The organism is Burkholderia sp. BCC1985 (assembly GCF_905339915.1).
GTDB lineage: Bacteria > Pseudomonadota > Gammaproteobacteria > Burkholderiales > Burkholderiaceae > Burkholderia.
In genome coordinates this window covers 1-15,878 of the sequence record NZ_CAJPGY010000079.1, presented here as the reverse complement: position 1 = coordinate 15,878, position 15,878 = coordinate 1, and the positions used below count along the sequence as shown (strand labels likewise).

The following is a 15,878-nucleotide window of genomic DNA, read 5'->3' as shown; positions in this document are numbered from 1 at the left end:
GGCCGACCGTGGTTACGTGATGGATTCCGGCACGGTCACGATGGAAGGCGACGCGAAGCAGATGCTCGACGATCCGAAGGTGCGGGCTGCGTATCTGGGTGAGTAACCTCGTGAACAAGTGCGGCATGCCGACGATGCTGGTCGAAACGAGCAATGCAGGGAGTGATATCACATGACTTGACTCTCACGCCTTCGTGTCCTGAAAGTCCGGACATTCGCATCGACCGAACCGACTGATTGCGATCGGATGTGTCGAGGCCAGTACCGGGACCAATCATGCAGATGATCCAGCCGCATGAGTCGGCAGAATGCGTTTGTGCTGGAGCGCACTGAGCTTGAGGCCATCGTTGGAAGTTGGAGCGCGTTGCAAGCAAAGCATCCACGACCTTTGGCATCGGGAGCAAGAGGATCCGACCTGAGCGCCCTTCAACGGCTCAAAGAGAGAAGTCTCAGTCGCCTTACCAAGTAGACCGGCACCATGCCGATCAAGTTTTTCAGCGGCCGGTCCGACAAGTGATCTTGGGAAACCAACGGGTTCTTGCCGGTGTCGGAAGCGGAGCAAGATGGGTGGTGGAGCGGGGCAGTCCTGGAGCGAGAGTCATCCTGATTTGCGTCGGGATTCAGCGTCGACGTTTCGGGTCACCGGATGCAAATCGTTACGTGTCGTTCTGGGATCAGGGTTTATGTGCCGGACCGCGATCAGTATGTCGATGATGAGAAGCGTGTGTGATGTACCCCGATCGGAACGCGTCGCTTCTTCCGGCAATATTGCATGCACTTGGGCAAGCCGTGATCGGGGTAACGGGACAATGGACTACCAGTCGAGCGTAGCAAAGAGTTCCGGTACTTCGTGCAGCGTCTGTAACGTCGCGTCTGGAGTGTAGTCCGGCAGCAATTTTCGACCCGTGCCTCGATCAATCCACACGCAACGAAATCCGATGTCTCGCGCCGCTGCATGGTCCAGATGCGGGCTGGCGCAAATGTGAACAACGTCGTCCTTCGATACATCAAGCTGTTCGTGCGCGTAATCGAACAGCCGACGTGCTGGTTTGTAGGCCCCGGCCTGTTGTGCAGTAATGACCCTGTCGATATAGCCGCCAAGTTGTGCTACGTTGCCTGCAATAATGTCGTCGTCCGTATTCGAGACAATACACAGACGGTATCCCATTGCTTTCAACTTCCCTAGCGTGCCGACGACCTCGGGAAACGGTGGCATCGCCGCAATCCTCGAAGTCAGCACTGCGGCGTCGCTTTCGCTCCCGGCAAGCCCGAATTCCTCCAGCGCAAGTCGAAGGCCCTGGCCGGAAACCTGACGGAAGGTGTGGTGGGGCGATTGCTGCTCGAGCTCATGTTCATACCGGTCGTAAACCTCGATGAATCTGGATGCGTCGACCTCCGTTGCCTGCCGTTTTCCAAGAATCTCGCGTACCGCTGCCAGCAAACCTTCGTCCCATTGAATGAGCGTGCCGTAGCAGTCGAATGTCAGCCATTGTGGCCGACTCGTATCTTTCAGTGACATCATTGTTCCTGTTTGGCTAGAAGACATTCGCATCATAGGCAGAAGGTCTCATATTTAGAAATTAGATAATAAAATCATGGATATTTAAATTTCAAATGACTGACCATGTTTGATCTCGAGCTACTGAAGACGCTGATTTGCGTCGTTGATGAAGGCAGCTTCACTCGTGCAGGCGAACGTGTTCATCGCACGCAGTCGACTGTTAGCCAGCAGGTGCGAAAGCTGGAAGAGTCGGTAGGTCGCCCGCTGCTGCTCAGGGACCGTTCGGGGAATCATGTCGTTGCCACCGAACACGGTGTCTTGCTCGCGCAGTACGCGCGGAGGCTGCTGGCGTTGTCGCAGGAAGCCCGCGAGGTGCTCCAGCGCGACGTCAAGCTTTCGCCGGTTCGAATCGGGGTCCCGGAGGACTTCGATGCGCGGCGCATGTCGGCAATACTCTCGGGTTTTCTGAAGGTCCGACCGGATGTGAGGCTTGAAACGTCGGCGGGTATGAGCGCGGATTTGCAAGGCAAGCTTGCCGCGAGGGAAATAGACCTCGCACTCGTCAAGCGGGAACCTGGCAGAGGCGACTGCTTCGCGGCTTGGCCAGAGTCGCTTGCTTGGGTGCGGGGGCGGGATGCTGATTCCCCGAAGCCGGATTCGGATGAGCCGATCGCGCTTGCGCTTTTTCCCCACGGATGTATTTACCGTCAGCGGGCGATCCGCAGTCTCGACAAGGCGCAGCGTGCCTGGCGCATAGCGTTTGGCAGCCAAAGCCTTACTGCGATTCAGGCAGCGGTCGCCGCAGGTCTGGCTATCTCGGTGCTACCGAAGTCTGCGATCTTGCCGGAGCATCGAGTCTGCACCGATTTGCCTCCATTGCCACCGTCAGAGCTTGCGCTAGTCGGCACCGGCGATATTCTTGACAACGCACAGCGAGATATGGTCGATTTTTTGATCAAGCAAATCAAACGCGCGTAACCGCCCGAATACGAAATGCCTTAAGACATGCCGGCTTCAGGCCGATTTCAACGTGCTTCGAATCGTTGCATGAAGCCGCTACGCCACTTGCATTCATTAGTGTCGTTCAATCGTGGCAATCAGTGAGCCGTTCGAATTTCCCGAACCCGTGCTGAGCGCTGAGAGTCCATCAACCATCATTCTGCTTTCATTTGGATGAATCGGGGGTAGACGCGACAAGCATGTCGATCAGGGCCCGTGATGCCGCAGACAAGCGACGATGAGGCGCATAAATCACAGAAAACGGCCGTGTGCGGCCACGGAGGTGGGGCAGCAGTTCGACGAGAGTTCCGGCCTGAATCCGGTCCCGAACAATAAAATCATAGGTCTGGCAGATGCCGGCGCCGCTCTGCGCCATTGAAACGACACCCAGCACATCGTCGGAGACCGCGATGTTCGAAGGCGGCAGCCAGTCGATGTCCTGACCGCCGTCCTGGAACACCCACGGTGCGATACGGCCGCTGCTGGGCAGCATGAAAGGCAAGCAAAGGTGGTGCTCCAGATCGGCCACGTTTTCCGGAATGCCAGCATTGGCGATGTAATCGGGCGACGCTACCAGGCATAACACTGCATCTTCAAGCTTGCGCGCGACCAGTCCACTGTCGGGCAATGCGCCTAGCCGGATCGCCAGATCGAAACCTTCGGCCACCAGATCGACGTTCCGGTTCGCGATATTCAACTCCACGCGAACCTGCGGGTGTTGCTGCGTGAACTGCCGAAGCAGCGGTGGCAGACGATAGTGTCCGTACGTCGTCGGTACGCTGAGCCGGACATGACCTGTCAGCGCGCCGTCCTGCCCCTGAATGGCGCGCTCGGCATCGTCGATCAACAAGAACGCTGCGCGCGATTGTTCCAGATAGAGCCTGCCTTGCTCCGTCAGGCTCAACCGTCGGGTCGAACGACGCAGCAACTGCACACCCAGCCGAGTCTCCAGGCGCGTGATAGCTCGGCTCAGAACCGAAGGTGTGCTGCCCAAGGCCACCGCGCCGGCGGTCATCGAGCCTTTTTCAATTACCGTGACAAACGCTTCCACATCACCGAGATGGTCGAATCTTCGCCCCATCTTGTCCTCCAGAGAACAGAAGATTTACTTCTGACTCAGTTTATCTCCTCCATTGAGCCAAATAAAGTGGGCGCATTGTGATCCGTCGTCGGGTCACCCACTGAAATCGAGGAGCGAACCATGAATAGTGAACATCGCGACCGGCAGGACTTGTCCGTGCTGTTCGTACTCACGAGCCACGCGACGAAAGGCTCGACCGGCGAGCCGACCGGGTTTTATCTCGGCGAAGTGACGCATCCGCTTGCCGAACTCGACGCGGCCGGCATCCCGGTCGAATTCGCGTCGATTCTGGGCGGCGAGCCGCCCGTCGACGGGCTTGACCTGACGGACGAAGTCAACGCGCGCTATTGGAACGACAGTGCTTTCCGCGACGCGCTGCGCCACACGCAGCGACTGGGCGATGTCGACGCGTCGAAATATGCGGCTGTCTTCTTTGCAGGCGGCCACGGTGCGATGTGGGATTTTCCGGGCAATCCCGACGTGCAAAAGGTGACTCGCGCGGTCTATGAGGCAGGTGGTGTGGTCGGTGCGGTATGTCATGGCCCCGCCGCGCTGGTGGATGTGACCCTCGGCGACGGAACGTACCTGGTCGCCGGCAAGAACCTCAGCGCATTCACGGATGAAGAGGAGCGCGCGGTTCAACTCGATCGCGTCGTGCCTTTCCTGCTCGCGAGCACGTTGACACAGCGCGGCGCGCATCACCATCCCGTACCGAATTGGACGGCGAAGGTCGTCGTCGACGGACGTCTCGTGACCGGCCAGAACCCGCAGTCGGCTTCCGGCGTTGGCGCGGCGATCCGTTATCTGTTGCTGAATCATTCAGGGCAGGCCTGAAATTCCCCATGGAGAACGCTATGCATTCGATGCGCAAGCTCGCCGTTGCCGCCATGCTCGGCATTGCAGCGTACAGTGCTCACGCGGCCAACGTGCTCGTGGTGTTGTCGGATTCCGATCACCTCGATCTGAAGGACGGCAAGGTCTTCGCGACGGGCTTCTACCTGAACGAACTGATGCAGCCCGTGAAGGCCTTGCTTGATGCCGGCCACCAGGTGACCTTCGCCACGCCCGAGGGCAACGCGCCCTCGATGGATGCGACGTCTGCCGACAAGATGTACTTCAACGGCGACGAAAAGGCGATGCGCGGTTACCAGGCTTTGCTCGACAAGCTGCAAATCACGTCGCGCTCGCACTCTCCCGTAATCAGTCTGTCGCGGGTGGAGCAGATCGGTTACGGGCACTTCGATGCCGTCTATGTTCCCGGCGGCCACGCGCCGATGCAGGATCTTCTGACCAGCCCCGCGGTGGGCCGACTGCTGGCCGATTTTCACGCGCGCGGCAAGACCACGGCGCTCGTTTGTCATGGTCCGATTGCGTTGCTGTCGACCCTGCCCGATGCACAGGGCTTTGCACGAAAGCTCGCCTCGGGGAACGCGAGCGGCAGCTACCCGAAATGGATCTATTCCGGTTACCGCATGACGGTGATCAGCAACGCGGAAGAGGAGCAGGCAAAAGGACTGCTTGGCGGCGGAGTGATGAAGTTCTATCCGCAGACCGCGCTGCAGCAGGCCGGCGGCATCTATAGCGGCAACGAGGTGCCATTTACCGCGCACATGGTGACCGACCGCGAATTGATCACCGGTCAGAATCCGGCCTCCGCACTCGACGTCGCGGGCGAGATGCTGAAGCGGCTGAAGTAATGCCACGCAATGGACCGGCGTAGCCGGTCCTTCGACGAGCAAGGGAGAAGCAAACGGTGGATCTGCAACTTGAAGGTAAAACTGCCATCGTCACCGGCGCCACCGCTGGCATCGGCATGGCCATTGCACGAACGTTGGCCGGCGAAGGTGTGTCGGTCACGATCACCGGGCGTCAGCGTGACAAACTCGACACCGCCGTCGCCGAGATATCCGCTACCGCGCACCGCGGCAGCGTGCGCGGAATCGTCGCCGATGTGAGCGGCGAGCGAGGTGTCGCGGAACTGATCGAAGCGCAGCCGGATACGGATATTCTCGTGAATAACCTTGGCTACTACGAATCCAGGGCCTTCGCCGAGATCACTGATGACGAATGGCTGCGAATGATCGATGTCAACGTCATGTCGGGCGTACGGCTGTCACGTCATTACTTTCCTCGCATGCTTGCGAAGAACTGGGGGCGTGTCATCTTCATGTCCAGCGAAGTCGGGGCGTTCACGCCGCCGGACATGGTGCACTACGGTGTCAGCAAATCGGCCCAGCTCGCCGTCTCGCGCGGAATGGCCGAACTGACGAAGGGTACGGGTGTGACCGTCAACAGCGTACTGCCGTCCGCTACGCGCTCCAAAGGCATCGTCGCGTATTTGCGGCAGACCGCGCCACGGCCCGATATGACCGATGCGGAAATCGAATCCCACTTCTTCGACACGTATCGTCCGAGCTCACTGATCGCCCGCATGATCGAGGCCGACGAGATTGCCGCCATAGTGGCGTTGCTGGTCAGTCCTTTGGGTGCCGCATCCAACGGTGCTGCGGTGCGCGTCGAAGGCGGCACTTTTCGGTCGATTCTGTGAACAGGTGCCTCGATATGTCTGCCCACGTCATTGTCGCACTCGTAGAGGCGAAGCACGGTTGCGAAGCGGTGCTGGTTCAAGCCCAACAGGAACTCGTCGAGATGGCGCGCCACCAGCCCGGCTGTCTCAGTTACGAACTGCATGAATCGCTGGATCAGCCGGGGATGGTCGTCTTTTTTGAGCAATGGGCGGACCGCGCGTCGTGGGAGTACCACATGCGCAGCCCGCTGATGGACGCATTCCGCGCGACCGCCGGTCAATGGATCGAAACCTTCAAATTGCTGCATCTGCATCAAGTCGCATAACCGCATCTAACGAATTCACCATCCTTCATCATGTTCGAGCGCTTGAGTCGAGTTACGCCATTTGCTTTCGCAATTGCCTTCATCAGTTGCGCGACCGCAGCGACTGCGGTGGCCGATACCCGGCTCGAACGCTGGCGAAGCTACGCCGGAGTAAGTTGGGAGATTCCGAAAGACGGTGGGGATCCCGCGCCGTTCGCTGGCTCGGTCAATGCGCCGATTGCCGGGCTTCATTTCGACGCACGCGGTACCGCATATGTGAGTACCCCGCGGTTTGTCGCCGCGTCGACACCGGCGACGCTGAGCAGGCTGGATACTCGGGCAACTACCGGCCCGGCGCGACTGACGCCATTTCCGTCAATGGAAGGCAATTCCACAGCAACTGCTCCGAGCGAGCATTTGCGCAACGTGCTGGGCTTCTACGTCGATCGGAAAAACGACTGGCTCTGGGCACTTGACATGGGGTTCGTTGCCGGCGAATCGGAGGCACCTGCTGGAGCCCAGAAAATCGTGGTGTTCGATCTGAAATCCGGACGAATCGTGAAGCGCATCGCCCTCGACGGTGTGGCCGATCGTGTCGGCAGCTTCCTCAACGACATCGTCGTCGACGAACACAGGCGCATCGCGTATGTTTCCGACAGTGGCTCGCGCAGTTCACCGCATAACAAGGTCGGACTGATCGTCGCCGATTTTGCGTCAGGCACGGCGCGACGTGTGCTGGACGGGCATCCGTATTTGCAGGTCGAAGCGGGGGTAAAGGTCGTCTCCCATGGCGTTGAAGTATGGCCGGAAAAGCCGCTGCTGATAGGTATCAATGGTATCGCGCTGTCGCCGGACGGTGCGACGCTGTATTGGACCGTGACGACAGGAACACGCGCACGTTCGGTTCCGACCGCCGTTCTTAGGCTGCACGGTGCAACAGATGAGCAGATCGCCACGGAGATTCGTGATCTTGGTGCTGTCGGTGGCAACACGGACGGAATCGTGACGGATTCGCACGGTGTGCTCTACATTACCGATGTCACGCACAATGGCATCGTGAAGTACGAACCGGGCACGAAATCGATGTCGTTGATCGCATCCGACGATGGCGTGCATTGGCCGGACACTCCGGCTCTGCTTCCGACCGGCGATCTCGTCTTCACGTCGAGCGCGCTGAGTGACCATGTCGCAGGTCTGGTCCCAAACGGTCACGAGCGCTACGAGTTATGGCGGATATCGATCGGCGGCGGCAAGTAATTGGGAGTCGGGGCTGCATCTGTATTGGGCGACAGCCGTTTTATGGCCAACCGAGAATAGAACGGCGTGTGCGCTTGCGGCATTGGCTCCTGGTGTGACGGCGAAGGGTGCTGAAAGCCATGTGCCTGAGCAACCTGAAATTGCGCGGTTAAATTCGGCGATCCGATACGAGTCCGTTTATGCCTTGTGTCGAAACCGTGGCTGTTTCAGATCATTCTCCGGCGCTCTGATTCATCGCCGCGAGAGGATGTTGATCATCGGCGAATAGACTGATCTCTTACGCCATCATTCCTTTAATTTTCCTGATCGTCTAGGATTTTTTCGATTTCACTGCAAAGAAAAATTACGAGAGGACGTTGTTCAAAGCTGACTGGATTCACTTTTGCAATTAAGGCAAGTTCGGTCCCCGGTAAATCGGGCAGCTTATCGGAGGACGACAGGATTCGATGGGAGGGCAAGACGGCAGATCTTGGCAATACGCCAACGGCCAAGCCGGCAGATACCGCGGCTTGAATTCCGGTCAAGCTGGGACTTTCGAAACCAACTCTCCATCGTATTCCTGCTTTTTTGAGAGCATATACCGCTCGTGCCCTGTAGATGCATCCTCGAGGAAAGACTGCCAATGGCAACACGTCGTACGGCGTGACAGTCTGCCGGTTTGTCACCCAGACGACGGACTCTGGCCAAGACGCCACACACGCCCCCGTTCCGGGTTCCCGTTTTACCAAGGCGAGTTGAAGCTGATCAGCAGCAAGCTTCGCATGCAGATCAATACTCATGCCGCTTGCTATTTCAAGTCGAATGGACGGGTTTATACAGGCGAATCCGGAAAGAACTTGCGTAATCCGATCGACCCGAAAATCTTCTGGTATTCCAATTCGAATTTGAATCAAATCCCGGTTGGCCGCAAGAGCATTTTTTGCTTCCTGGGCAAGTTCAATAAGACGACGCGCGTAGGTCGCCAATATTTCACCCTGTTCCGTGACGACAACATTGTTACCACTTCTATCACGGACGAGCAACGTGTGTCCAAGTGATCTCTCGAGCCTCGATATTTGTTGACTTACTGTGGATTGCGTCTTGTGGATTCTCTCCGCGGTTCTCGTAAAGTTCCGCTCTTCGACGACGCACAGCAGGGTGTTCAATAGATCGAGGTCAATCATTATCGGGATGTGCTGAATCTCGGAATTAAAAACGGTAATTCATTTCCTTGACGATTGTCATTCGGTGGCGCGGAACAATAGTTTTGCTCGACGGATCAAGATTTCCGTCTTGCTTGGACCGCCATCCATGGAATTGTCGCGAATCGCATGTGGTGGCTGGGAGTAAGGCGGTTTGGCATTTGATGAATAAAATGGGAGTTTTTGATCTTCACATATTCAAATAGTCGATCGTGATTGTATGTGGAATGGCTGAGCTGGTGTGCATGGGAGGCATATTATTATAATTAATAACGCTTATCGAGATATTTAATTTCCTCGTAAAAATGAGGCGGGTTAGGCTGCGGGTTGTAAATTGGAGTCAAGAGTGAGGTATGGTCGTGTGGGGTGGCGTCACGGCCCGGTGGTGCTTCCGAGGTAATTGTCCGAATCGGACCCGCTGCACGGTATTCGATGCGGCTTTTTGCAAATATCGATTCGCTGTAATGATGCGGTGTGCTGATGTATGGGTTGTTTTGTTGTGGGTGGTTATTTGAAACTTAGAAACTTTCAATGAATTTGGGGGTGTCGGATGAGGTGGCGCATTGCGTTGTTCATGGGAATTTCGTCGCTTGCGGTCAGTGCGTGTGGAGGGGATGACGGAGCTGTAGGTTCTCCTGCCAGTGTGCTGACGCAGCAGTCTGCATCCGGGCAGCAGTTCGAATCGAACTCCCTTTCGACCGCCGGGAAAAATTCCGTCGCGATCGATAAGGACTATTTCGTAAGAAAATCTGCATGGGTCAACTTGTCGAGTGGATCCATGGGGATTGCAATGCAAGAACTTGGCCGTTCTGCAACAATCCAGTCCAGCGATTCGGTGAATCCCGCAATTCAGAATCAATTTGACGGGGTGATTGTGAACGCAGATGAAGATTTCGGTCGCTATAAAGAGAAGGTATCCAGTGCGCTGAACGAAGGCTATCTGATAATCATCGATTCATCGGGGAGTGCCGATAGTCAACAGCGCGTTCTCGATCTCAGTATCGAACTGGCCCATGTCGGGCGCAAAGCAGCGGTTGCGTTGCTGTATAAGGGGGCGCCGGATGAGGGGGTAGGCGTACTCGCATTTGATGCCGCAGAGCGAGATGAGTTGGCCACGCTCTTGCCCAAACTCGGGCGACGTGGAAGCGATTCGTTGATTAAACAAAAAACGCAATGATTGCGGGGTGAATCGAATGAAAATTGAATCCTCTCGATATGCCGTTCTGGCAACATTGCTCGCGGCTTGCCTGGGGTTGCTTTCCCAAAATAGTCACGCTCTCGCTACCGGAACAACGAAGTGGGTGACGGATCCAACGATTTCCGCTGATCGAAATAATTCGTATATTTCGTACTATTCCAATCAAGGTGCCCAAGGAACGTATTGGGTGTGGAGGGTCCAAAAATATTATCCCGAATTTACGCTCAGTTGCAGTACGCCGTCGAATAGTGGATGCACAGCGAACAAGACAGAAGGCCGTAGCACGTCGATCACGAGGCAGTGGACGATCGGTATCGATTTATCCCCGACCTTCAAAAGCCAAGGCGGCGGCCTAAGTGCCTCCTATAGTCAGGCCGTGACGCAAGAGCAGAGTTTCACCATTGGGCAAACAATCTATGTGCCATCCGGATCTACGGCGTATGCGATGATAATCGCGCTCGATAAGTACATTCCAGCGGCGGATTATAGAGGTGTTTGGAGGGCGACGGGAAAAAGGCAGAATCCGACGTGTACCCAGTGGGGTTGTGGACCTTATCGTTACGAAATGCGATGGGATAACGACTATACATTCTCAACATGGAAGGGCCATATGGTGACGTATCACCGTGCTTTCATGTGTGCGACAAGAGATACCGTCGCGCCCCGAGTCGGGGACGGCCCGCCGAAGGGTTGCTCGTTGCCACCGATACCGTATTGATTTGGACCAAGGCCCTGGCAGGCTCCGCCCCTTTTTCGTCGAGGGGCGATCGGCCGTGCGGGGCCAGATTGTTCGCGCAGAACGGCGAACCAGCAGTTGAAGTGACTAGCGGTGATCGACGAGTACGCGCGTGAATGGCCGTTGGCGCACGCGTCGAATACGAAGTCGTACGCCCAAACGTGTCGTGCCGCTCGCCGGCTGCGGCCGAGGGCGATGGACCGACACGCGTCGACGGGGTCGCTTGCGCGGCACCTGCAACCCGGCAAGACGCCACAGCCGCCAAGCCCGGTCGGCGCTCATCGGGTGACCTTGCCGCTCCAGAAAGATCTGGATGCGGCGGTAACCATAACGCGGATATTGCGCCGACAGAATGCTCATCGCTGCCAGCACCGGCGCGTCCCGCACGGCCAGCGTCGATTCGTAATGCAGCGCCGATCGGGCGACCGACATCAGCGCGCACGCACGTCGCTCCGACAGGCCCCGTGCTTTCGCGTAGGTGACCTGCTGGCGTCGGGCGGGCGCGCTCACCACTAATAGGATGGTCCGCCCCTCCCGCAGTCGCATAATCGGCGGTGACACGTACAGCTTCCGAGGAGGTGTGTCATGAGTCAGCCTGTCAAACCTGTCGTGGTTCGCATGGGCATCGACATCGGCAAATCAGCGTTTCACGTCGTCGGACTCGATTTCGCTGGCAAGCCGGTGTTCAGAAGCCGCTTCACTCGCGAACGCCTCATCGAATTTCTCGCCCGTGCGTCACCAACAGTTGTCGGGATGGAGGCCTGCCCCGGCAGTAACTGGCTTGCTCGTAAGGCCGTCCTCTCAGGTCACGAGGTCCGGATAGTCCCCGCGCAGTTCGTCAAACCGTTCGTCAAGTCCAACAAGACGGACATGATCGACGCAGAGGCGATTGCCGAAGCGATTTCCCGTCCCACCATGCGCTTCGCACAGCCGAAGACAGAGGCCCAGCTCGATTTACAAGCGCTACACCGTGTCCGGCAACGACTCGTCTCCAACAAGACGTCCGTCATCAATCAGGCCCGTGCTTTTCTACTCGAATACGGTCTCACCATCAGTGTCGGCGCCGCATACTTCGTCCGTGACATGCCGTCGATTCTCTCAGATGACCAAAACGGACTGACTCCGTCGATGCGCCGCCTGCTCGAGGAGCTATGGCAGGAATATCGTTCCATCGAGGCACGTCTGCTGCAACTTCGGCAGCAAATCGAATCTATTGCCAGCGCCGACGATGCTGCCACGCGACTGACATCAGTCCCGGGTATCGGCCAACTCACAGCGACGGCCATTACTGCTTTCGCCGGAACAGGCACTCAATTCAAATCCGGTCGGCATCTGGCGGCCTGGCTTGGGCTTGTGCCGAAGGAATTCTCGACGGGTGGCAAACAGTGCTTGCTCGGAATCAGTAAGCGCGGCAATCCCTATTTGCGCAAGCTGCTTGTGCACGGCGCTCGTTCCTGTGTGCTGCATCTCGATCGAACAAAAGATCATCTCGGTGCCTGGATAGGCCGAATGGAAGCACGGGGCATACATCGCAACAAAATCATCGTCGCTTTGGCCAACAAGCTCGCAAGAATTGCGTGGGCCGTACTGACCCGACAAGGCGCGTTCTATCTTAGGCAACCGAAACAGCAGTAGGAGGCAATGAACACCCTTCCAAGTTTGCAGGCTGATACCTGATGACGAAACTGTGCTACGGCGTTCGGTAAACCCGGGACAAAAAAGCGGTCCTTGAGGTCAGTCCATTTATTGGGAACCGAGCGCGCATATCCCATCATGGCCTTGCCGCCAAAAGCGGCTGACTCGCGAGAGGCCGGATACATTTACGCAAACTGCTTCGTCACACAGAACCCGCTTGCAAAACCGGGGCGGACCATACATTTTTTGCCCGGCCGTACTCGACTGCTTCGCGGCGAATCTCGTTCTCCATGGTCTTCTTGCCGAGCATCCGTTGCAGCTCACGAATCTGCTTGAGCGCGTCGGCCAGCTCTGAGGCGGGAACCACTTCCTCGCCGGCCTTGACCGCTGACAGGCTCCCGTCCTGGTACAGCTTGCGCCAGTGGAACAGTTGGTTCGGATTCACGCCGTGCTGGCGCGCGACCATCGAAACCGATTTCCCCGGCTCGAAACTCTCGCGAACCATCGCCAGCTTCTGCTCCGCCGTCCAGCGCCGCCGGCGCTCCGGGCCCGTCAACACTTCCATCACTTCCTGCCTGGTGTTAGTCAAAAACACAGTCTTATGCCTACCCGTTATTGTAAGTGGGTGACTGTGTCCGGCGTTTCAGGGGGCTGTTCCAAAGTGCTACAAAACCATCTGGAACGAAGCGCTTGGCGCTTGGGTCGCTGCCTCGGAAAATGATGCGGCGAGGGGAAAGCCGAGTAAGAATAAAGTTGCTGTCGCTGTTGCCTTGGGTGCTTTGGCTTTCTCAGGCGGAGGTGCTTTCCTGTCGGAGGCGCACGCTGCCACGCCCGGGGTCGCCGCAAATTCTGAGTGCGCCGGGAGATCGGCAAGGAGCAGGTGGTGCAAGTCCACTACGATGAAGGCGTAGCGAGCCACATCGACCCCGAGCCGTGCGTCGGCCGCCGCGAGGCGACCGGCGAAGCGTCGGTAGGGGAACGTGCGGGCCAGCCATTGAGCCGCGATAGTTGTGTAATTCCGGGTGCCGACGCTGTTCAGAACGCGGAAGGCAACACGGAGGGGCGCGCAAGCGCGAGTGCCCTGACGGCCCGGCGTGGTCATAGACCCTGGCACGCATGGACGCTCCTTGCACGGGAACCGGGAGATCTCTCGTTCGGCCAGTTGCAACGCGGACTGGTCCGCGTCGGGAAGGCGAGGAGCCGTAGCCGATGATGAACGGACGAGAGAAGTCAGACTCCGCCATAGTAGCGAGGAAGCCTGCGAACAACGCCGGAAAGCCGGCCGCGGAGTGGGGGGAGCCAAGGGCGGGGACCAAGAGGAACACGGGTCAGTCGCACACGTGCCGGGCGCAGAACCGGGCAAGCGTGTCACGGGGGCTGGACCGTGTACGGCAGGCTGCAAGGCAGCGGAAGAAGGAACGGTTCACCGCGCTGCTGCACCACGTCACGATCGATCGCCTCAGGGCGTCGTTCTTTGCGCTCAAACGCAATGCGGCCCCCGGGGTGGACGGTTTGACGTGGCGGTACTACGAGGCAGGACTGGAAGACCATCTCCAGCGCCTGCACGCGCAAGTACACAGTGGCTCGTATCGGGCACTGCCCGTTCGGCGACAGTACATACCGAAGCCGGACGGCAAACAGCGCCCGCTGGGGATTGCCGCGCTGGAGGACAAGATCGTCCAGCGTGCAGTGGTTGAAGTGCTGAACGCGATCTACGAGGGGGACTTCCTCGGATTCTCGTATGGGTTCCGGCCCGGACGCAGTCAGCACGATGCGTTGGACGCGTTGGCGACCGCGATCACCCGCACTCCGGTGAACTGGATTCTGGACGCCGATCTCAAGAGCTTCTTCGACTCGGTCAGCCAGGAATGGCTGATCCGATTCATTGAGCACCGGATCGGTGACCAACGCATCATCCGTCTTGTGCGCAAGTGGCTCAAGGCGGGCGTGCTGGAAGACGGGGAGTTGAGCGTGAGTGAGACAGGTACTCCGCAGGGATCAGTGGCTTCGCCGTTGTTCGCGAACGTGTACCTGCACTACGTTTTTGACCTCTGGGCCAATCGTTGGCGACGGCGGGAAGCCAAAGGCAACGTCATCATTCTGCGATACGCGGATGATGTCGTGGTCGGCTTCGAGCACGAAGCTGACGCACGGCGCTTCTCGGATGCGATGCGTACGAGGCTGGAGGAGTTCGCGCTTGCGCTGCACCCGGACAAGACGAGGCTGCTGGAGTTTGGTCGCTATGCGGCGGCCAACCGTCAGAGCCGCGGTCTTGGCCGGCCGGAGACCTTCGCCTTTCTGGGCTTCATCTTTATCTGCGGTAGATCGCGCCGTGGCGCCTTCCAGCTTCAGCGGAAGACCCGAGGCGATCGCATGCGGGAGAGGCTCAGGCAGATCAAGGCGGAACTACGGCGGCGCATGCACGACCCGATTCCTGCGCAAGGGAAATGGCTCGGGCAGGTGGTTCGCGGGTACTTCGCGTATCACGCAGTACCGACGAACTCGCGAGCGCTCGGCGCGTTCCGTTACCACGTCGTTGATCTCTGGCGGCGTGCGCTGCGGCGCCGCAGCCAGAAGGATCACATGACATGGACACGGGTCGAGCGAATCGCGGATGCCTGGCTTCCACAACCTCGAATCCTTCATCCGTGGCCTGACCGGCGTTTTGCCGTCAAACACTCAAGGTAGGAGCCCGGTGCCCGAATTGGGCACGCCGGGATCTGTGCGGGGGGTGCCCAGTAATGGGCATCCCTACCGCGATTACCAATTGTACTGACTTTACTATTAACGGGTCGCTGAACTACTGCAGTAATCGTTCCGCACCTGTTGTCGGCTCCTACGGCAGTTCCGGCCAGTTTGTCGTTATGGATGCTGGCGGAACGATGGTCGAAGTTAGTGCTGATACTGGTCTCATATATTTCCGGCCTGGCGGTGCGACTTCGGGTAACTCGAGCGGCAATGTTTTGACCATGGCGACCGTCTCAGGCGGTGTTTTGCTTAATGGGGTGGCAGCCGGCACGATAAGCGCGACGAGTACTAACGCCGTGAACGGCTCTCAACTCTATACGCTGTCGACGTCGGCCTCGACCGGCATCAGCACCGCGCAAAGCGGTGTCACGTCACTGTCGACGGGGTTGAGTACGACGAACAGCACGGTGACGTCGCTGTCGACATCAGCCTCGACCGGCATCAGCACCGCGCAAAGCGGTGTCACTTCGCTGTCGACGGGCCTGAGCAGCACCAACAGCACAGTGACGTCGCTGTCGACGTCGGCTTCGACCGGCATCAGCACCGCGCAAAGCGGTGTGACTTCGCTGTCGACGGGGCTGAGCACGACGAACAGCACGGTGACGTCGCTGTCGACATCAGCCTCGACCGGCATCAGCACCGCGCAAAGCGGTGTCACTTCGCTGTCGACGGGCCTGAGCAGCACCAACAGCACGGTGACGTCGCTGTCG

At 58.2% G+C, this 15,878-nt stretch carries 13 protein-coding genes and 4 pseudogenes; 12 read left to right on the top strand and 5 right to left on the bottom strand.

Annotated features, from left to right (window positions below; genetic code table 11):
* Positions 1-106: pseudogene (locus U4Z31_RS36125) on the top strand (ABC transporter ATP-binding protein); the annotation flags it as partial.
* A 708-nt stretch (positions 107-814) separates the two neighbouring features.
* On the opposite strand, the gene U4Z31_RS36120 reads toward U4Z31_RS36125, so the two are convergent.
* Entirely contained in the window at positions 815-1,519 is a 705-nt protein-coding gene (locus tag U4Z31_RS36120; protein ID WP_321812902.1) for a haloacid dehalogenase type II, read from the bottom strand.
* A 105-nt stretch (positions 1,520-1,624) separates the two neighbouring features.
* On the opposite strand from U4Z31_RS36120, the gene U4Z31_RS36115 reads away from it, so the two are divergent.
* Positions 1,625-2,479, top strand: a complete 855-nt coding sequence (locus U4Z31_RS36115) for a LysR substrate-binding domain-containing protein (protein WP_124670733.1) — start codon at positions 1,625-1,627, stop codon at positions 2,477-2,479.
* 187 nt (positions 2,480-2,666) lie between these two features.
* Here U4Z31_RS36115 and U4Z31_RS36110 read toward each other — a convergent pair whose 3' ends face one another.
* Positions 2,667-3,581: a LysR family transcriptional regulator gene (locus U4Z31_RS36110; protein ID WP_175027214.1), complete on the bottom strand. Its 915-nt coding sequence runs from the start codon at positions 3,579-3,581 to the stop codon at positions 2,667-2,669.
* A gap of 120 nt (positions 3,582-3,701) precedes the next feature.
* Between U4Z31_RS36110 and U4Z31_RS36105 the strand changes: the two genes are divergently transcribed.
* From U4Z31_RS36105 to U4Z31_RS36085, 5 genes are read left to right on the top strand one after another with little or no spacing between them, the layout of a single operon-like run.
* Positions 3,702-4,415, top strand: a complete 714-nt coding sequence (locus U4Z31_RS36105; protein WP_124530256.1) for a type 1 glutamine amidotransferase domain-containing protein — start codon at positions 3,702-3,704, stop codon at positions 4,413-4,415.
* 8 nt (positions 4,416-4,423) lie between these two features.
* Complete coding sequence (locus U4Z31_RS36100) at positions 4,424-5,278, top strand: type 1 glutamine amidotransferase domain-containing protein (protein ID WP_321812901.1); 855 nt, start codon at positions 4,424-4,426, stop codon at positions 5,276-5,278.
* Between the two features lie 56 nt (positions 5,279-5,334).
* Entirely contained in the window at positions 5,335-6,129 is a 795-nt protein-coding gene (locus U4Z31_RS36095; protein WP_321812900.1) for an SDR family oxidoreductase, read from the top strand.
* Between the two features lie 14 nt (positions 6,130-6,143).
* Positions 6,144-6,434 (top strand): putative quinol monooxygenase, encoded by a 291-nt coding sequence (locus U4Z31_RS36090; RefSeq protein WP_059619756.1) that lies wholly within the window; start codon positions 6,144-6,146, stop codon positions 6,432-6,434.
* A 30-nt stretch (positions 6,435-6,464) separates the two neighbouring features.
* Complete coding sequence (locus tag U4Z31_RS36085; protein ID WP_321812899.1) at positions 6,465-7,670, top strand: L-dopachrome tautomerase-related protein; 1,206 nt, start codon at positions 6,465-6,467, stop codon at positions 7,668-7,670.
* Positions 7,671-7,963: 293 nt separating this feature from the next.
* Here U4Z31_RS36085 and U4Z31_RS36080 read toward each other — a convergent pair whose 3' ends face one another.
* Complete coding sequence (locus U4Z31_RS36080) at positions 7,964-8,833, bottom strand: LysR family transcriptional regulator (protein WP_119338660.1); 870 nt, start codon at positions 8,831-8,833, stop codon at positions 7,964-7,966.
* A gap of 592 nt (positions 8,834-9,425) precedes the next feature.
* Here U4Z31_RS36080 and U4Z31_RS36075 point away from each other — a divergent pair.
* Positions 9,426-10,028: a hypothetical protein gene (locus U4Z31_RS36075; protein ID WP_321812898.1), complete on the top strand. Its 603-nt coding sequence runs from the start codon at positions 9,426-9,428 to the stop codon at positions 10,026-10,028.
* An 876-nt stretch (positions 10,029-10,904) separates the two neighbouring features.
* Here the strand turns inward: U4Z31_RS36075 and U4Z31_RS36070 are convergent.
* Positions 10,905-11,298: pseudogene (locus U4Z31_RS36070) on the bottom strand (IS3 family transposase); the annotation flags it as partial.
* Between the two features lie 72 nt (positions 11,299-11,370).
* On the opposite strand from U4Z31_RS36070, the gene U4Z31_RS36065 reads away from it, so the two are divergent.
* Positions 11,371-12,420 (top strand): IS110 family transposase, encoded by a 1,050-nt coding sequence (locus U4Z31_RS36065; RefSeq protein WP_321812897.1) that lies wholly within the window; start codon positions 11,371-11,373, stop codon positions 12,418-12,420.
* Between the two features lie 211 nt (positions 12,421-12,631).
* On the opposite strand, the pseudogene U4Z31_RS36060 reads toward U4Z31_RS36065, so the two are convergent.
* A pseudogene (locus U4Z31_RS36060) lies at positions 12,632-12,985 on the bottom strand (transposase); the annotation flags it as partial.
* A gap of 64 nt (positions 12,986-13,049) precedes the next feature.
* Here U4Z31_RS36060 and U4Z31_RS37285 point away from each other — a divergent pair.
* The 3 genes and pseudogenes from U4Z31_RS37285 to U4Z31_RS37280 form a co-directional block, all read left to right on the top strand.
* Positions 13,050-13,331 carry an ESPR domain-containing protein gene (locus tag U4Z31_RS37285; RefSeq protein ID WP_415750333.1) on the top strand — a complete coding sequence of 94 codons (282 nt, stop codon included), beginning with the start codon at positions 13,050-13,052 and terminating at the stop codon, positions 13,329-13,331.
* Positions 13,332-13,632: 301 nt separating this feature from the next.
* Entirely contained in the window at positions 13,633-15,108 is a 1,476-nt protein-coding gene (ltrA, locus tag U4Z31_RS36055) for a group II intron reverse transcriptase/maturase (RefSeq protein WP_415750332.1), read from the top strand.
* Positions 15,109-15,161: 53 nt separating this feature from the next.
* A pseudogene (locus tag U4Z31_RS37280) lies at positions 15,162-15,878 on the top strand (hypothetical protein); the annotation flags it as partial.